The sequence below is a fragment of the Nonomuraea gerenzanensis genome (genome assembly GCF_020215645.1).
Taxonomy (GTDB): domain Bacteria; phylum Actinomycetota; class Actinomycetes; order Streptosporangiales; family Streptosporangiaceae; genus Nonomuraea; species Nonomuraea gerenzanensis.
Genome location: NZ_CP084058.1, coordinates 5,050,585 through 5,065,097 on the forward strand (window position 1 = coordinate 5,050,585; position 14,513 = coordinate 5,065,097).

Annotated in this window: 13 protein-coding genes; 3 read left to right on the plus strand and 10 right to left on the minus strand. The window is 72.5% G+C overall.

Annotated features, from left to right (window positions below; translation table 11 throughout):
* Nucleotides 1–52: 52 nt before the first annotated feature.
* Together LCN96_RS23695 and LCN96_RS23700 are read right to left on the minus strand one after the other, a co-directional pair.
* Nucleotides 53–478, minus strand: a complete 426-nt coding sequence (locus LCN96_RS23695; RefSeq protein ID WP_225275067.1) for a tautomerase family protein — start codon at nt 476–478, stop codon at nt 53–55.
* A 12-nt stretch (nt 479–490) separates the two neighbouring features.
* The gene (locus LCN96_RS23700; protein ID WP_225275068.1) at nt 491–1,192 is read right to left on the minus strand and encodes an SDR family oxidoreductase; all 702 of its coding nucleotides are present in this window, start codon (nt 1,190–1,192) and stop codon (nt 491–493) included.
* A gap of 65 nt (nt 1,193–1,257) precedes the next feature.
* Between LCN96_RS23700 and LCN96_RS23705 the strand changes: the two genes are divergently transcribed.
* Nucleotides 1,258–1,914: a TetR/AcrR family transcriptional regulator gene (locus LCN96_RS23705; protein ID WP_225275069.1), complete on the plus strand. Its 657-nt coding sequence runs from the start codon at nt 1,258–1,260 to the stop codon at nt 1,912–1,914.
* 81 nt (nt 1,915–1,995) lie between these two features.
* Nucleotides 1,996–4,044 carry a SpoIIE family protein phosphatase gene (locus LCN96_RS23710; RefSeq protein ID WP_225275070.1) on the plus strand — a complete coding sequence of 683 codons (2,049 nt, stop codon included), beginning with the start codon at nt 1,996–1,998 and terminating at the stop codon, nt 4,042–4,044.
* A 9-nt stretch (nt 4,045–4,053) separates the two neighbouring features.
* Here LCN96_RS23710 and LCN96_RS23715 read toward each other — a convergent pair whose 3' ends face one another.
* From LCN96_RS23715 to LCN96_RS23735, 5 genes are all read right to left on the minus strand, one after another.
* Entirely contained in the window at nt 4,054–4,542 is a 489-nt protein-coding gene (locus LCN96_RS23715) for a fibronectin type III-like domain-contianing protein (protein ID WP_225275071.1), read from the minus strand.
* Nucleotides 4,543–4,743: 201 nt separating this feature from the next.
* A complete protein-coding gene (locus tag LCN96_RS23720; RefSeq protein ID WP_225275072.1) occupies nt 4,744–7,287 on the minus strand; it encodes a glycoside hydrolase family 78 protein in 2,544 nt (847 codons plus the stop codon).
* 8 nt (nt 7,288–7,295) lie between these two features.
* Nucleotides 7,296–8,123, minus strand: coding sequence for a carbohydrate ABC transporter permease (locus tag LCN96_RS23725; protein WP_225275073.1), 828 nt, complete (start codon nt 8,121–8,123; stop codon nt 7,296–7,298).
* Nucleotides 8,120–9,046 (minus strand): carbohydrate ABC transporter permease, encoded by a 927-nt coding sequence (locus tag LCN96_RS23730; protein WP_225275074.1) that lies wholly within the window; start codon nt 9,044–9,046, stop codon nt 8,120–8,122. Before LCN96_RS23730 ends, LCN96_RS23725 begins: the two co-directional genes overlap by 4 nt.
* On the minus strand, nt 9,043–10,338 hold the full coding sequence (locus LCN96_RS23735; RefSeq protein ID WP_225275075.1) for an ABC transporter substrate-binding protein: 1,296 nt from the start codon (nt 10,336–10,338) through the stop codon (nt 9,043–9,045). The genes LCN96_RS23730 and LCN96_RS23735 overlap by 4 nt, the downstream gene beginning before the upstream one ends.
* A 251-nt stretch (nt 10,339–10,589) precedes the next feature.
* On the opposite strand from LCN96_RS23735, the gene LCN96_RS23740 reads away from it, so the two are divergent.
* Nucleotides 10,590–11,624, plus strand: coding sequence for a LacI family DNA-binding transcriptional regulator (locus LCN96_RS23740; RefSeq protein WP_225275076.1), 1,035 nt, complete (start codon nt 10,590–10,592; stop codon nt 11,622–11,624).
* A gap of 60 nt (nt 11,625–11,684) precedes the next feature.
* Here LCN96_RS23740 and LCN96_RS23745 read toward each other — a convergent pair whose 3' ends face one another.
* The 3 genes from LCN96_RS23745 to LCN96_RS23755 form a co-directional block, all read right to left on the minus strand.
* A complete protein-coding gene (locus tag LCN96_RS23745; RefSeq protein WP_225275077.1) occupies nt 11,685–12,887 on the minus strand; it encodes a cytochrome P450 in 1,203 nt (400 codons plus the stop codon).
* A gap of 142 nt (nt 12,888–13,029) precedes the next feature.
* Entirely contained in the window at nt 13,030–13,734 is a 705-nt protein-coding gene (locus LCN96_RS23750; RefSeq protein ID WP_225275078.1) for an ABC transporter ATP-binding protein, read from the minus strand.
* On the minus strand, nt 13,734–14,507 hold the full coding sequence (locus LCN96_RS23755) for an ABC transporter ATP-binding protein (RefSeq protein WP_225275079.1): 774 nt from the start codon (nt 14,505–14,507) through the stop codon (nt 13,734–13,736). Before LCN96_RS23755 ends, LCN96_RS23750 begins: the two co-directional genes overlap by 1 nt.
* Between the last annotated feature and the right edge of the window lie 6 nt (nt 14,508–14,513).

The following is a 14,513-nucleotide window of genomic DNA, read 5'->3' on the forward strand; positions in this document are numbered from 1 at the left end:
AAAGATCAGATGGTGGCATCTATAGCAGCAGCGGACGACAGAACGACCGGCCTCAGCCGTAGGGCACGGGCCGGTTCTCGCGGGCCCAGAGCCGCTCCGCCTCGCTGCCCGTGGCCGGCGGCGCCAGCCCGTCGATCATCCACAGGTCGCGCGGCGTCTCGTCCACGTGGAACTCGCAGTGCAGCCCGCGCTCCTGCGTGTGCCGGGCCAGCAGGCGGCCGAGCGCCCCGGTCATGCGCTCGCGCAGGCCGGGGTCCTCGGCGTGACGGGCGATGTGCTCGATCACGACCCGCACGGTGTCGCCGGACGGCCTGCCGCCGACCAGGAACGACGCAGGCGCCACCTCGTGGAAGAGCGTCACGACGTAGAACCTCGGCAGCCCGAACCGGGCGTAGAAGCCGGTGGCCTCCTCGGCGAACGAGCGCTTCTGCTCGTCGGAGTAGGCGCCCGGGGGATGGTAGACCTGCCACAGCGGCATCCGCTCGCCCCTTCAGCTTCCGATGGACACGGTCAGGCCCTCGACCGGCCCGGCCAGCGCCGCCTTCATCCGCCTGCTGACCTCGTCCACGAGGACCTCGCTGTCGCCGTGCTCGACGCCGTCCAGCACCGCCGCGGCCACCTCGGCGGGGGAGAGCTTCGGGGCGCTGACGGCCGCCACCATGTCGGTGTCGGCGAAGCCGAGGTGCACGCCGACGACCTGCGTGCCCTGCGGCGCGAGCTCGACGCGCAGGGAGTTCGTGATCGACCACAGGGCGGCCTTCGAGGCGCCGTAGGCCGCGGTGCCGGCCCCCCAGGACAGCACCGAGTGCATGTCGACGAGCGCGCCGCCGCCGTTCGCCGCCAGGATCGGGGCGAAGGCGCGGGCCACGCGCAGCGCCCCGAACACGTTGGTGTCGAACGTCGCCACCATGTCGGCCAGATCCCCCGTCAGCAGGGGCGAGGGGAGCAGCACGCCCGCGTTGTTGACGACGATGGTCACGTCGGTGGCCTGGCCGGCGAGGGCCGAGACCGCTTCGGGGTCGGTGACGTCGAGGGGGACGGGCCTGATCCGGGGGTCGTCCGCGGGCACGGGCTCGCGGGCCGTCACGTAGACCCTCGCCGCTCCGCGTGCCAGCAGCGCCTCGGCGATCGCCTTGCCCAGGCCGCGCTGGCCACCCGTCACGAGCGCCACCGCATCGCTGATCGCGACCATGGAGGTCTCCTTCCGCTAGAATAGATTATGAGCATCATCTATAGCACGAAGGAAGGGCCGACGACATGCCCAGAGCATCCAGGGCCGACGCCGAGCGGCATCGCGCGCAGGTGATCGAGGCCGCGGCGAAGCTGGTGCGCGCCCACGGCGCGGGCAACGTGAGCGTCCCTCAGGCGATGGCGGCGGCGGGGCTGACCCACGGCGGCTTCTACCGCCACTTCGCCTCCAAGGACGACCTGATCGCACAGGCGTGTTCCGCCGCGTTCGCCGAACGGGTCAGGGCCCTGGACGACCTCGCCGCTGACGCCGGCGCCGACACCGGCGACGTTGCCGGCGCCGACACCGCCGACACCGCCGACACCGCCGACGCCGGTGACGACGCCGGGACCACCGCCAGGGCCGCCTTCCTGAGCGGCTACCTGTCGGCGTCGCATCGCGACAACGCCGCCCTCGGCTGCCCCGGCGCGTCCCTGGCGGTGGACGCCGCCCGGACGGAGCCCGGCGATCCGCTCCGCCGGGCGTTCACCGACGGCCTGCGGGAGCTGATCGGGGCGATGCGGCAGCTCGACGAGGGCGCGGACGAGGAGACGGTGATCGTCGAGCTGTCGGCCATGGTGGGGGCGCTGATGCTGGCGCGGGCCTGCGCCGGTGACGAGCTGTCGGACGAGATCCTCGGCGTGGTCCGCCGCCACCTGCTGGGCGGGCAGGCGGCCCCCGCCTGACATTCGCCGGGCGCCGGAGCGTTCTCGCAGGCCCGTGACCGGGTAGGGCAACGGTGTTCGTGGCCCTCGGGGGAGGTCACCATGGGTGCTGTTGGCCAGGACGGGGAGAGCGGCCTGGCGTTCGAGACGCTGGACCCGGCGCCGGTAGGGGTGGCGGTGACGCGCGGCCCCGACCACCGGCTCGTCTACACCAACGCCATGTACCGGTCGCAGTTCAGCGACCCCAGCGGCCGGGTGCCACTGGAGGAGGCGTTCGCCGGCTTCGTGCGCCGGCACTACCGCCGGCAGTTCGACCACGTCTACGCCACCGGCGAGCCGGTCGTGACCGCGGCGGAGCCGGAGCCGTCCAGGAAGGGCAGGCGGGGAGACAGGGAGCGGTACTTCACCCGCAGCCTCTCTCGGGTCGTGTTCGGCCCCGGCGACCACGGCGTGCTCGCGGTGGTGACGGAGGTGACCGAGCAGACCACGACCGCGCGCCGGGTGACGGCCCTGGCCGAGGAGCGCCGCCGCATCCTGCGGCGCTACGAGAGCCTGATCCGGGTCAGCGCCGACATCGTCTGGGTGACCAGCCGGGACGGGTACGTCTCCGAGCCGAGCCCGAGCTGGGAGCGCATCACCGGGCAGCCGTGGGAGGCCTACCGCGGCCAGGGCTGGCTGCGCACGGTGCACCCCGACGACCGCCCCGCCACGGTGCGGTCCTGGGCCAGGGCGGTCGGCCGGGCCACCGAGCTGTGGGAGCACGTCTACCGGCTGCGCACCGCCGCGGGCGGCTACCGCCACTTCCAGCTCCGGGCGGTGCCGATCTGCGAGGACGGCGAGGTGGTGGAGTGGGTGGGCTCCTCCATCGACGTCGAGCAGCAGTGGCAGGAGCAACGGCGCCAGCGCCTGCTGGACCGGGCGGCCATCGCCACGGCACAGCTGCGCAGCCTGGAGGAGATGCTCGGCGCGCTGGCCGACGTGATCGTGCCGGAGCTGGGCGACGGCTGCGGGGTCTACCTCGTCACCGACCTCATCGACCAGGGGGACGACTCCACCCCGTACGTCGTCGAGCGGCTGGCCACCGCGGCGCGCTCCGGCCTGGTGCGGCTGCCGCCCTACAGCGAGGAACGGCTCCCGGCGGGCAACGCCTTCGCCACGGTCGTACGGCACCGGCGGCCCCTGCTCAAGACGTTCCCCACCGGCTCGCCGCCGCCGGACCTCGTGCCCAGGGGCACGCGGCCGTGGCTGGAGGCCAACGACGCCAACGGCGTGCTGCTGCTCCCCGTCGTGGTCGACGGGACGGTGCCCGCGGTGGTCTGCGTGGTGACGTGCGGCAGCCGCCCGGCGCTCAGGCGGGCCGACATCAGCCTGCTGAACCGCATGTTCGAGAACGCCCACGACGCGCTGAGCAGGGCCATCCGCTTCCAGCGCGCCCAGCAGATCGCGCTGGCCCTGCAGTACAGCCTGCTCGCCGAGCCGCCCCAGGTGCCCGGCATGCAGATCGTCGCCCGCTACCGGGCCAGCCCGTCGGCGGCGGAGGTGGGCGGCGACTGGTACGACTCCTTCGTGCTGCCCGACGGCGTGCCGGTGCTCGTCATCGGCGACGTGGCCGGCCACGACCTGAACGCCGCCGTGGCGATGAGCCAGCTGCGCAACATGCTGCGTGCCCTGGCCATGGACCGCCGCGAGCCGCCGGGCGAGATCCTCACCCGGCTGAACGTCGCGATGGAGTCGCTGTCGGGCGAGGTCACCGCCACGTGCGTGTACGCCCGGGTGGAGGCGCACGGCGCCGGCCACCGGCTGCACTATGCGACGGCCGGCCACCCGCCGCCGCTGCTCGTCAGCGCGGACGGCCGGGGCCACTTCCTGGACGAGGCGGTCAGCCCGCTGCTCGGCGTGCCCCACCGCGAGGGCCGCCTCTCGCGGGTGCGCGTGCTACCGCCGGGCAGCACGCTCCTGCTCTACACCGACGGCCTCGTCGAGCGCCCCGGCGAGCATCTCGACCAGGGCCTGGAGCGGCTGCGCCGGATGGCGGAGCCGCTCGCTGGCCAGCCCGTGGACAAGTTCTGCGACCAGTTGCTCAGCGGGCTGCCCACCACCGGCCTGGACGACATCGCCGTCATCGCGCTCCGGCTGCCGCCGCAGGGCTGATCCCCCGCGCTACGACAGCCGCACGGCCGCGCTCAGCGGCAGGTCCCGCGAGGACCGGCCGACCTGGACCCGGTACGTGCCCGGCACGGTCGCCCGACGATCGGCCCGGCTGTCCCAGACCGACAGCGGATGGTCGGCGGAGTCCGCGTCGACCTCCACCTCGACCTCCACCCCGACCGTGCGTGCCTGCCCCGGCCTGAGCGTGACCCGCTCGGACCCGGCCAGCCGCTTGCCCGGCTCGGCCGCGCCGCGCCCCGGCAGCGTCACGTAGAGCCGGGCGGTCTCGGTGCCCGCCCGGCTGCCGGTGTTCCTGACGCGGAAGCGCGCGGTGAACCCGTCGCCGTGCCGGTCGAGCCGCAGGCCCTCGTAGGTGTAGTTCACCTGGCGGATGCTGGTCCTGTCGCCGGGCGGGCGTGTGGTGGAGCCGTCGGCGAACACGCCCGGGTACTGCCCGGGCGTGCGGGTCGGCAGGTCGGCCAGGTCCCTGGGGAAGGTCATCGGCACCCGAAGCCGGACATCACGTAACCGTCGAACCCGTCCTTCAGCACCTCCTTCAGCATCGGGTTCTCGCACGCGTGGACGCCGCCCACCGGGTTGTGGGAGCACATGACGCCGCCGGGCGCGAGCTGCCGCCCGGCGTCACCTCGAACGCCAGGTCGTAGACCAGGCGTAACAACCGCATGGGCACTCCTCGGGGGGTCAGACGGAGCAGTGGAAGACGTGCCGTCCGGGGCCGGTCTCGACGGCGGGCTCGCCGGGCAGCTCGACGAGGGCGGTCGTGTTCTGCGGGACACGGACGGTGACCGTCAGCCGGTCCCCGTCGCGCTGCCAGGACACCTCGGCCTCGCCGTACGGGGTGAGGTGGGTGGCGTGGGCGGAGGTGAGGCCGCCGCCGGGCCGGGGGCGGACGGCGATCCTGCGGTAGCCGGGCTCGGCCGGGGCCAGCCCGGCGACCGTGCGGTGCATCCAGTCGGCGACGGCGCCGAGCGCGTAGTGGTTGAACGAGGTCATCTCGCCCGGGTTGACGGAGCCGTCGGGCAACATGCTGTCCCAGCGCTCCCAGATCGTGGTGGCGCCCATCGTCACCGGATACAGCCACGACGGGCACCCGCGCTGGGTCAGCAACCGGTACGCGGTGTCGTACGCACCGACGGAGCACAGCGCGTCGCAGATGAGCGGGGTGCCCACGAAGCCGGTGCCGATGCGGTGGTCGTCGGCGGCGACCAGCTCGACCAGCCGCCGTCCGGCACGCTCGCGCTGCCCGGGCCCGTCCAGCAGATCCACCGTCAGCGCCAGGGCGTAGGCGGTCTGCGTGTCGCAGGTCAGCCGCCCCGACGGGGTGACGAACTCGCGGCGGAAGGCTGCGCGCACGTCCTCGGCCAGGGCGGCGTAGCGGGCGGCGTCGGCCGGGTGGCCGAGCAGCGCGGCCGTGTCGGCCACGACGCGGGCCGACCAGGCGTGGTAGGCGGTGGCGACGAGCGCGTGGTCGGTGCGGGCCTTGCCGGGGTCGTCCGGGGGAGCGGCGGGGTCGAGCCAGTCGCCGAACTGGAAGCCCTGGTCCCACAGGTGGTCCCTGGTCAGCGACGCCACCTGGTCCACCCACGCGGTCATGCTGGCGTACTGGGAGCGCAGCAGGCCGAGGTCGCCGGTGCGCTGGTAGAGCACCCACGGCACCAGCACGGCGGCGTCGCCCCAGGCCGCGGTGGGGGAGACGCCGAACACCAGCGGCACCCACGGCACGTAGTGCGGCACCGTGCCCACCGCCGCCTGCTCGGCGGCCAGGTCGGCCAGCCACGACGACAGGGGGCCCGCGCAGTCGTAGAGGAACGCGGCGGCGGGGGCGAAGACCTGGATGTCGCCGGTCCAGCCGAGCCGCTCGTCGCGCTGCGGGCAGTCGGTGGGCAGATCGACGTAGTTGCCGCGCATGCTCCAGACGACGTTGTCGTGCAGCCGGTTCAGCAGCGGGTCGGAGCACTCGAACGTGCCGATCGGCCGCATGTCGGTGTGGCAGACCACCGCCACCACGTCCGCCGGGTCGCAGCCGTCGATCTGGGCGTAGCGGAAGCCGTGGGTGGTGAAGCGCGGCTCGTAGGTCTCCGGCTCGGCGTCGCCGCGCAGCGTGTACTGGTCGAGCGCGGCGGCGTGGCGCAGCGGGCGGATGGCCAGGGCGCCGTTCTCCAGCACCTCGGCGTGGCGCAGGGTCACGGTGTGCCCGGCCGGGCCCTGGACGCGGATGCGCAGGCGGCCGACGAGGTTCTGGCCGAAGTCGAGGATCGTCTCGCCGTTCGGGCCGGTCAGCACCTGCTTCGGGGGCAGCGTCTGCGTGCGGCGGACGGGCGGGCCGGTCGGGGCGACCAGCAGCGCCGGGTCGTGGGTGAGCGCGTCGGCGGGCGACCAGGCCGAGTCGTCGAAGCCGGGGCTCGACCAGCCGGCCGGGTGCAGGCGGGCGTCGTACTTCTCGCCGTCGTACAGGCTGGCGGAGGTGACGGGGCCGGTGCCGCAGCGCCAGTGCTCGTCGGTGACGACCAGGTCGGTGCTGCCGTCCTCGTAGGTGATCTCCAGCTGGGCGATGAGCGCGGTGCGGTCGCCGTAGATGTCGGTCTTGCCGCCGAGGAAGCCGACCCGGCCGCGGTACCAGCCGTCGGCGAGGGTGGCGCCGATCGTGTTGGCGCCCTGGCTCAGCAGGTCGGTGACGTCGTGGGTGCGGTAGCGCAGGCGGTGGTGGTAGCTGGTCCAGCCGGGGGCGAGCACCTCCTCGCCGATGACCTGGCCGTTCAGCTCGGCCTCGAAGGTGCCGTGCGCGGTGACGTACAGGCGGGCCCGCGCGACGGGGCCGCGCACGGTGAAGTCGCGGCGCAGCAGCAGCGCGGGGCCGTCGGGCACGCCCAGCAGCTCCGGCGACGGCGCGGCGGCCGAGGCCCGCCAGTCGGCCGGGTCCAGCAGGCCGGCCTCCACGTGCGACCACGGGCTCCAGTCGCTGGCCGAGCCGTCGGCGCCGTGCACGCGCACCCGCGCGCCACGCCGCTCACGCGAGCCCAGCGGCGTGCCCGGCCACGGGACGAGCACCGACTCGGCCGACTCGACGACGCCGGTGGTGGTGCCGTCGCCGAGCTCGATCTCGTAGGCGGCCTGGGTCCAGCCGGCGGTGTCGGTGGTGACGGTCCAGGACAGGCGGGGCGCGCTTTCGCCGATGCCGAGCGGCTCGCGGTGGTGCTCGAAGGCGGGCGCGGTGACGTTGAGCAAGATACTCCTTAGCCCTTGACGGCGCCGGCGGTCATGCCGGCGACGATCTTGCGGTTGAAGAAGACGAACAGCACCAGCGGCGGGATCATGATCAGGACGATGTCCATGAACAGCAGGTTCCACTGGGTGTTGTACTGGCTCTGGAAGTTGTAGAGCGTGACCTGCACGGTGGCGTTGTCGTCGCCGGGCAGCAGGTAGAGCGGGTTGACGAAGTCGTTGAAGATGTTGACCGAGCTGACCAGGATGACCGTGATGGTGACCGGCCGCAGCAGCGGGAAGATCACCCGGAAGAACAGCCGCAGGCCGCTGCAGCCGTCGATCTGAGCGGCCTCGTCCAGCTCGCGCGGGATGGCCGCGATGAACGCGCGGAACAGCAACATCGCGAACGACAGGTTGAAGGCGACCTCGGCCAGGATCATCCCGGGCAGCGTCTTGAACAGCCCGAGCGCCTGCAGCAGCCAGATGGTCGGCACCACCGCGGGCGGGATGATCAGCCCCGACAGCACCAGGAAGTCGGCCAGCCTGGCGACCTTGCCGGGGCGGCGCTGCAGGACGAAGGCGGCCATGGCGGCGAAGACGACGAGCAGCGCCACGGAGGCGACGGTGATGATCGTGCTGTTGACGTAGGCACGCAGCAGCACGTAGTCGCGCGCCTCCACGACGGCCACGAGGTTCTCCACCACCGGCCAGCTCGTCGGCCAGGCGAAGTCCAGGTCGATGGCCTGCTTCGGGTCCTTGACCGCGGTCAGCAGCATGAGCGCGAACGGCACCAGGAAGATCGCGGTGGCCAGGACGAACGCGACCGACTCGGCGCCGAACCTCTTCAACGTTCTCATGCGGCCACCTGCCTCTTGCCGAGGTAGTAGTTGAGCGGCACGGCGATGGCCGTGACGACGAGGAAGAGGATCACGTTCCCGGCCGTGGACAGGCCGAAGAAGCCGGCCTGGTACTGCTTGTAGATGATCGAGGCGATGGTGTCGCTGGTGAAGCCGGGGCCGCCGCGGGTCATCGTCCAGATCAGGTCGAAGGAGCGCAGGCCGCCGATGAACGACAGGATGATCACCGAGTAGGTGGCCGGCCAGCTCAGCGGCAGCGTGACGTGCCGGAAGCGGTGCCAGGCGCCGCCCCCGTCCACGGCCACGGCCTGGTAGTACTCCTGCGGGATCGACATGATGCCGGCGATGTAGATCACGGTGGCCAGGCCCACGCCCTTCCACACGTCCACCAGCGCCACCGACAGCAGCGCGGTGGTGGCGTCGCCGAGCCAGTCGCGGCCGTCCACGCCGACCAGCGCCAGCGCCTGGTTGACCAGGCCGGTCTGCGGCTTGAGCAGCATGGCGAAGGTGATGCCGACCGCGACCGTGGAGACCAGCGTCGGGAAGAACACCACCGAGCGCAGGAACCCGCGCAGCCGTAGCTTCGAGGTGAGCAGCACGCCGAGCAGCAGCCCGAGCACGACCTTGAGGCCGGACGTGACGACCGCGTAGACGATGGTGTTCTGGAAGCCGATGCGCAGGTTCTGCTCGGCCAGGAAGTCCTGGAAGTTCTGCAGGCCGACGAACTCGCTGTCGAACAGGGTCCAGCGGGTGAGCGCGAAGTAGAACGCCATCACCGTCGGCACCAGGAAGATCACCAGGAAGACGATCCCGGCCGGCAGGTACAGCGCGTAGGGGTAGGCCGACTTGCGCCTGACGCTCGGACGGGCGTGCCCCGGTGCCGGGCCGGGCCCCGTGCGGGGCCCGGTTTCCTGCTTGGTCACCACCCCGCGAGCCCCAGCTGCTTGGCCTGCTTCTCCACGTCCTTGTCGTACTGGGCGGCCCCCTCGGCGGGCGGCGTCAGCCCGGAGCCGACGGCGACGGTGATCTGCTCCAGCGACGGGCCCTTGACCGGCGAGACGAACTCCAGCGCCGGGGCCGTGCGGCCCTCGTCCACGTACACCTGGAGGTCCTTGGCCACCTGGATGGCGTCCTCGGGCAGTTTGGCGCCCGCGATCCGGTACGGACCGGCGGGCTGGACGACCGCGTTGGTGGCCTCGGCGCCCGCCGGTGAGGCCACGAAGGCCAGGAACTTCTTGGCCGCGTCCAGGTTCTCGGTGGTCCTGGCGATGTAGATGCCGGCCGGCTCCCAGATGGTCGCGCCGTTCTTGGCCGCGTCGGTGCCCGGGATGCCGAAGAAGCCCACGTCGGTGGCCGCCTGCGGCAGGGTGGAGACCAGCGGCGGAAGCTGGGCGCTCAGCATCGGGTAGTGCGCGCCCTTGCCCTCCACCAGCATCTTCATGCCCTGGTCGTTGGTGGCCGAGCCGAAGCCCTCCTGCATGAAGCCCTTGGCGTGCACCTCCGCCAGGTGGTCGAAGCCCGCCTTGGCGGCCGGGGTGGTGGCGAACTTGGCCTGGTTGGCCGTGTACTTCTGGGCGAAGTCCGGCGCGGCGGCCTGCACGTTGTAGTAGTCGCCGAGGACGAAGAGCTGCGAGGTCCAGGTGTCCTTGAACGTGCCGATCACCGGCGCGATGCCGGCCGCCTTGATCTTTTCGTTGTTGGCCATGAAGTTGGCCCAGGTCTTCGGCACCTCCAGCTTGAGCTGCTCGTAGACCTTGCGGTTGTAGAGAATGCCGCCGCCCATGGCGGTGCCGCCCGGCACGCCGTACGCCTTGCCGTCCTGGCTCACCACGGGCAGGAAGTCCTTCTGCACGTTGGCCAGCACCGGGTCGCCGGTCAGGTCGACCAGGGTCTGCGCCGGGTTGAGCGCCTGCAGCAGCGAGCCGGAGTTGTACCAGAACACATCCGACATGTCGCCCGTCGAGAGCCGGGTCTTGATGATGTTGTCGCCCTCGCTGCCTCCTGGCCGCGTCTCGGTCTCGATGGTGATCGTGGGGTTGGCCTTCATGAAGGCCTCCGTGAGCGCCTTGGCGGTGTCCACGGTGGCCTGGCTGTTGTCGATGAGGAACTTCAAGGTGACCGAGCCGTCGGCGGCGGGCTCCGAGCCGGCGCCCGAGCTTGATCCGCACGAGCTCAGGGCCGCCATCGCGAGAACGGCCAGGACCGCTCCCGTCATGCGGTGCGAGGTTTTCACGACGCCCCTCCGGGTTCGTTGAAACGTTTTAAGCGTCCCCCGATGCGAGTTAACGTAGGCGTTACCTAGCGGAGCGTCAAGGGGTCGCTTGGGGAACGCTTTTCGATCGTTACCAATGTCAAGAGGTGGCTTACCGAAGCTTCGACGGGAAGCCTGGGTAACGTTACCCATCGCGTACGATGCGGCTGGCTCGTACAATCGGGCGGACGTCGGGGTCCGAGGAGAGGCGGCAGATGGAGACGCGAGGCCGGCAGGCGAGAGTGACGATCACCGACGTCGCCCGTCACGCCCAGGTGTCCACCACGGCGGTGTCGAAGGTGCTGCGCAACGCCTACGGCGTCAGCGAGGCCATGCGCGAGAAGGTGCAGGCCGCCATCGACGAGCTGGGCTACCGCCCGCACAACGCGGCGCGGGCCATGCGCGGGCGCACGTTCACCATCGGCGTGCAGCTCCCGCACATCAGGAACCCGTTCTTCTCCGACATCGTCGACGGCCTCACCGAGGAGATCTCCGGCAGCGGCTACCAGGCGATCATGGTGCAGAGCGGCGACCTGGACGCCACCGCGGAGCGCCGGGCCATCGACGCGCTGATGGACCGGCAGGTGGACGGCATCCTCTCCGTCGCCCCCGTCGGCTCCAGGCGGCAGCTCGAAGAGGTGGCCAGGAACACGCCCCTGGTGGTGCTCGGCCGCCACGACCGCTCGGCGCTGTACGACTGCGTGCTCGACGACGACGAGCTGGGCGCCCAGCTGGTGGTCGAGCACCTCATCGGGCTCGGGCACCGCCGCATCGCGCACATCACCCAGAAGGACACGGTGCCGGGCCGCTCCGCCGTCCTGTTGCAGGCCATCAGGGCCAGGACGTACGAGCAGGTGATGACCGAGCACGGCCTGGCCGAGCACCTGGCGCTGGCGGCCACCTCCTACACCGAGGAGGGCGGCTACGACGGAGCCCGCGAGTTGCTGGCCCGCGACCCGCGCCCCACCGCCATCTTCGCCGGCGCCGACCAGGCGGCCTTCGGCGTGCTCGCGGCCATCCACGAGGCCGGGCTCACGGTGCCCGGCGACATCTCCGTGGCCGGCTACGACAACGCCCGGATGAGCCGCCTGGCCCACATCTCGCTGACCACCGTCGACCAGGACGGCGCCATCATGGGCAAGACCGCGGGCCGCCTGCTGCTCGAACGCATCGGCGGCCGGACGGCGGCCGTGCGCTTCTCGGTCACGCCCACGCTGGTGGCCCGCCGCTCCACCGCCCCGCCCGGCTGACCTGCCCGGGCATGAGGCGGCGGGTGCGACGGGTGCGACGGAGGCGGCGGGGGCGGCGGCTCACCACCGGACGGGGACCCGCTCCAGCCCGCCGACGATCAGGCCCTCGCGGCGCCGCAGCTCGCCGGCCGGGACCGCCAGCTCCAGCGTGGGCAGCTCGTCGAGCAGCACCTTGAGCACGGTCTGCAGCTCGGTGCGGGCCAGCGACTGGCCGATGCAGGAGTGCGGGCCGGCGCCGAAGGCCACGTGCGGGTTCGGCGAGCGGTCCAGCCGCATCTCGCCGGCCTGCTCGAACTGCCGCTCGTCGCGGTTGGCCGAGGCCATGCTGCAGATCACGGTCGTGCCACCCGGCAGCCTCTCGCCGCCCACCTCCACCTCCTCGCTGAGGTAACGCGGCATGCCGAAGCCCGGGTTGGCGTCGAAGCGCAGCGCCTCCTCCACCGCCGGGCGGATCAGCGCCCGGTCGGCCAGCAGCGCCTCCCACCGGCCGCGGTCGGCCAGCAACATCGACACCATCTTGCCGATCATGTTCGCGGTGGTCTCGTGCCCGGCCACCAGCAACCCCTTGGCCGTGCCCAGCATGAGCTGCTCGGTCAGCCGCCCGTCCAGGCCCTCGACCATCGCCAGCAGCTCGCTGATCAGGTCGTCGCCCGGCGCGGCCTTCTTGCCCTCGACGAGCGCGACGAGGTAGCCGTCGAACTCGGCCTGGGCGGCGTCGATCTCCTCCTGGGCGTACCTGGTCATGCTCAGCATGGTGTCCGACCAGTACGCGAACTTCTCCCGGTCGGAGTCCGGCACCCCGAGCAGGTCGCAGATCGCCCACACCGGCAGCGGGAAGCCCACGGCGCTCACCAGGTCGGCGGGCGCCCCCTCGGCCACCATCCCCTCGACCAGCCGCACCGCCATGGCCTCGATCCTGGGCTGCATCGCCATGACCCGCTTGGCGGTGAACGCCTTGCCGACGAGCTGCCGCCAGGCGCGGTGCTCCTCGCCGCTCATGCTGCTGCCGCCGCTGCCGAACACGCCGCCCGACTCGTTGGCGGTCACCCGGGCGGCGTCCGGCGCGTCGAGCTGCCGGGTGAAGCGCGGGTCGGACAGGACCTGCTTGACGTCGTCGTAGCGGGTGAGCAGCAGCGCCCGGTCGCCGCTGGCCAGCCGGACCGGCGCGATCGGGCAGCCGTCGCGCAGCTCGGCCCACTCGTGGGGCGGTTCGAGCGCGCCGGGGTTGGCGAACGGGTAGTGCGGAGCCTGCTCGACGGTCACGTGACCTCCAGAGGTGTGGGTGCTGCCGATCTAAGTCAATCAGCTTAACGGCGGTGGCGCCGCACCTCTGGAGGCGGTGCGAGAGGCGGTGCGATCGGCGGTGCGATCAGCGGTGCGTGAGGCGGTGCGAGAGGCGGTGCGATCAGCCGACGCCGAGCAGGGCGTGCGCGCGGGCCCGATCGGCCCGGAACTCGGCGACCGGGCTGCGGTGCACGATCCGGCCCTTCTGCATGACCGCCACCTCGTCCGCCAGCCGAAAGGCCAGGTGCAGGTCCTGCTCCACGAGCACGGCCGCGATGCCCTCGCCGCGCAGCCCTTCCAGCACGGCGGCGACCTGCTCCACGACGGCGGGTGCGAGGCCGTCGGACGGCTCGTCCAGCAGCAGCAGGCGCGGGTCGCGCAGCAGCGCCCGGCCGATGGCCAGCATCTGCTGCTCACCGCCGGAGAGCTGGTCGCCGCGGTGGGCGCGGCGTTCGGCCAGCCCGGGCATCAGCTCGTAGACCCGCTCCACCGTCCAGCTCCGTGCCGTGCGCCCGGCCGCCAGGCTCAGGTTCTCCGCCACGGTGAGCGGCGCGAACACGCGGCGGCCCTGCGGCACGATCGCCACGCCGCTGCGGGCGACGGCGTGGGCGGGCGCGCCGGCGAGCTCCCGCCCGCCCACGCGGACGCTGCCCGCGTACGGCTTGAGCAGCCCCATCACGGTGTGCACGAACGTGCTCTTGCCCGCCCCGTTACGGCCGAGCAGCGCCACGACGGCACCGGCGGCCACCACGAGATCGACGCCGTCGAGCACCGTGGTGCCCGCGTAGCCGGCGCGCAGGTCCCGCACGGCGAGCAGGTCGGTCATCAGGAGCCTCCGGTGAACAGGTCGTCGGTCCTGGCCGAGCCGAGGTAGGCGGCCCGCACCGCGTCGTCGGCCCTGATCCGCGCGGGCGTCCCGGAGGCCAGGACGCGGCCCAGGTGCAGCACGGTGACGCGGTCGGCCAGGCGGAACACCACGTCCAGGTCGTGCTCCACGATGAGCAGGGTCAGGCTGTCCGGCAGCCGCTCGACCAGGCCGGCGAAGCGCTCGGTCTCGGCGGCGGACATGCCGGCCGTGGGCTCGTCGAACATGACCAGGGCGGGCTCGGCGGCCAGCACCATCGCCACTTCAAGCTGCCTGCGCTCGCCGTGGGACAGGGCGGCGGCCCGGTCGCCCGCCCGGTCGGCCAGCCCGACGGACTCCAGGTGGCGGCGGGCCTCGGCCTCGGTACGGCGGAAGCGCCAGGCTGCCCTGTCGAGCCGGTGCGCCACCCGGTGCACCCGCTGGACGGCGAGCGCGACGTTGTCCAGCACCGAGCAGTCGAGGAAGACGCTGGAGTGCTGGTAGGTGCGCAGCAGGCCGCGCCGGGCCCGCTCGGGCTCGGGCAGGCCGGTGATGTCGTGCCCGCCGAACAGCACGGCCCCCGACGTGGCGGCCAGCGTCCCCGCCACGGTGGCGAACAACGTCGACTTGCCGGCCCCGTTCGGCCCGATCAGGGCGTGCCGCTCGCCCGGCAGCACCGTCAGATCCACGCCGTCCACGGCCTTGAGCGAGCCGTAGGCGCGGGTCAGGCCGCGCAGCTCCAGCAAGGGCGTCATGGGCGC

What these genes read in the sequence shown, in the direction of transcription:
- LCN96_RS23695 (WP_225275067.1), bottom strand. Translation starts at nt 478, where the DNA reads ATGCCGCTGTGGCAGGTCTACCATCCCCCGGGCGCCTACTCCGACGAG.
- LCN96_RS23700 (WP_225275068.1), bottom strand. Translation starts at nt 1,192, where the DNA reads ATGGTCGCGATCAGCGATGCGGTGGCGCTCGTGACGGGTGGCCAGCGC.
- LCN96_RS23705 (WP_225275069.1), top strand. Translation starts at nt 1,258, where the DNA reads ATGCCCAGAGCATCCAGGGCCGACGCCGAGCGGCATCGCGCGCAGGTG.
- LCN96_RS23710 (WP_225275070.1), top strand. Translation starts at nt 1,996, where the DNA reads ATGGGTGCTGTTGGCCAGGACGGGGAGAGCGGCCTGGCGTTCGAGACG.
- LCN96_RS23715 (WP_225275071.1), bottom strand. Translation starts at nt 4,542, where the DNA reads ATGACCTTCCCCAGGGACCTGGCCGACCTGCCGACCCGCACGCCCGGG.
- LCN96_RS23725 (WP_225275073.1), bottom strand. Translation starts at nt 8,123, where the DNA reads ATGAGAACGTTGAAGAGGTTCGGCGCCGAGTCGGTCGCGTTCGTCCTG.
- LCN96_RS23735 (WP_225275075.1), bottom strand. Translation starts at nt 10,338, where the DNA reads ATGACGGGAGCGGTCCTGGCCGTTCTCGCGATGGCGGCCCTGAGCTCG.
- LCN96_RS23740 (WP_225275076.1), top strand. Translation starts at nt 10,590, where the DNA reads ATGGAGACGCGAGGCCGGCAGGCGAGAGTGACGATCACCGACGTCGCC.
- LCN96_RS23750 (WP_225275078.1), bottom strand. Translation starts at nt 13,734, where the DNA reads ATGACCGACCTGCTCGCCGTGCGGGACCTGCGCGCCGGCTACGCGGGC.
- LCN96_RS23755 (WP_225275079.1), bottom strand. Translation starts at nt 14,507, where the DNA reads ATGACGCCCTTGCTGGAGCTGCGCGGCCTGACCCGCGCCTACGGCTCG.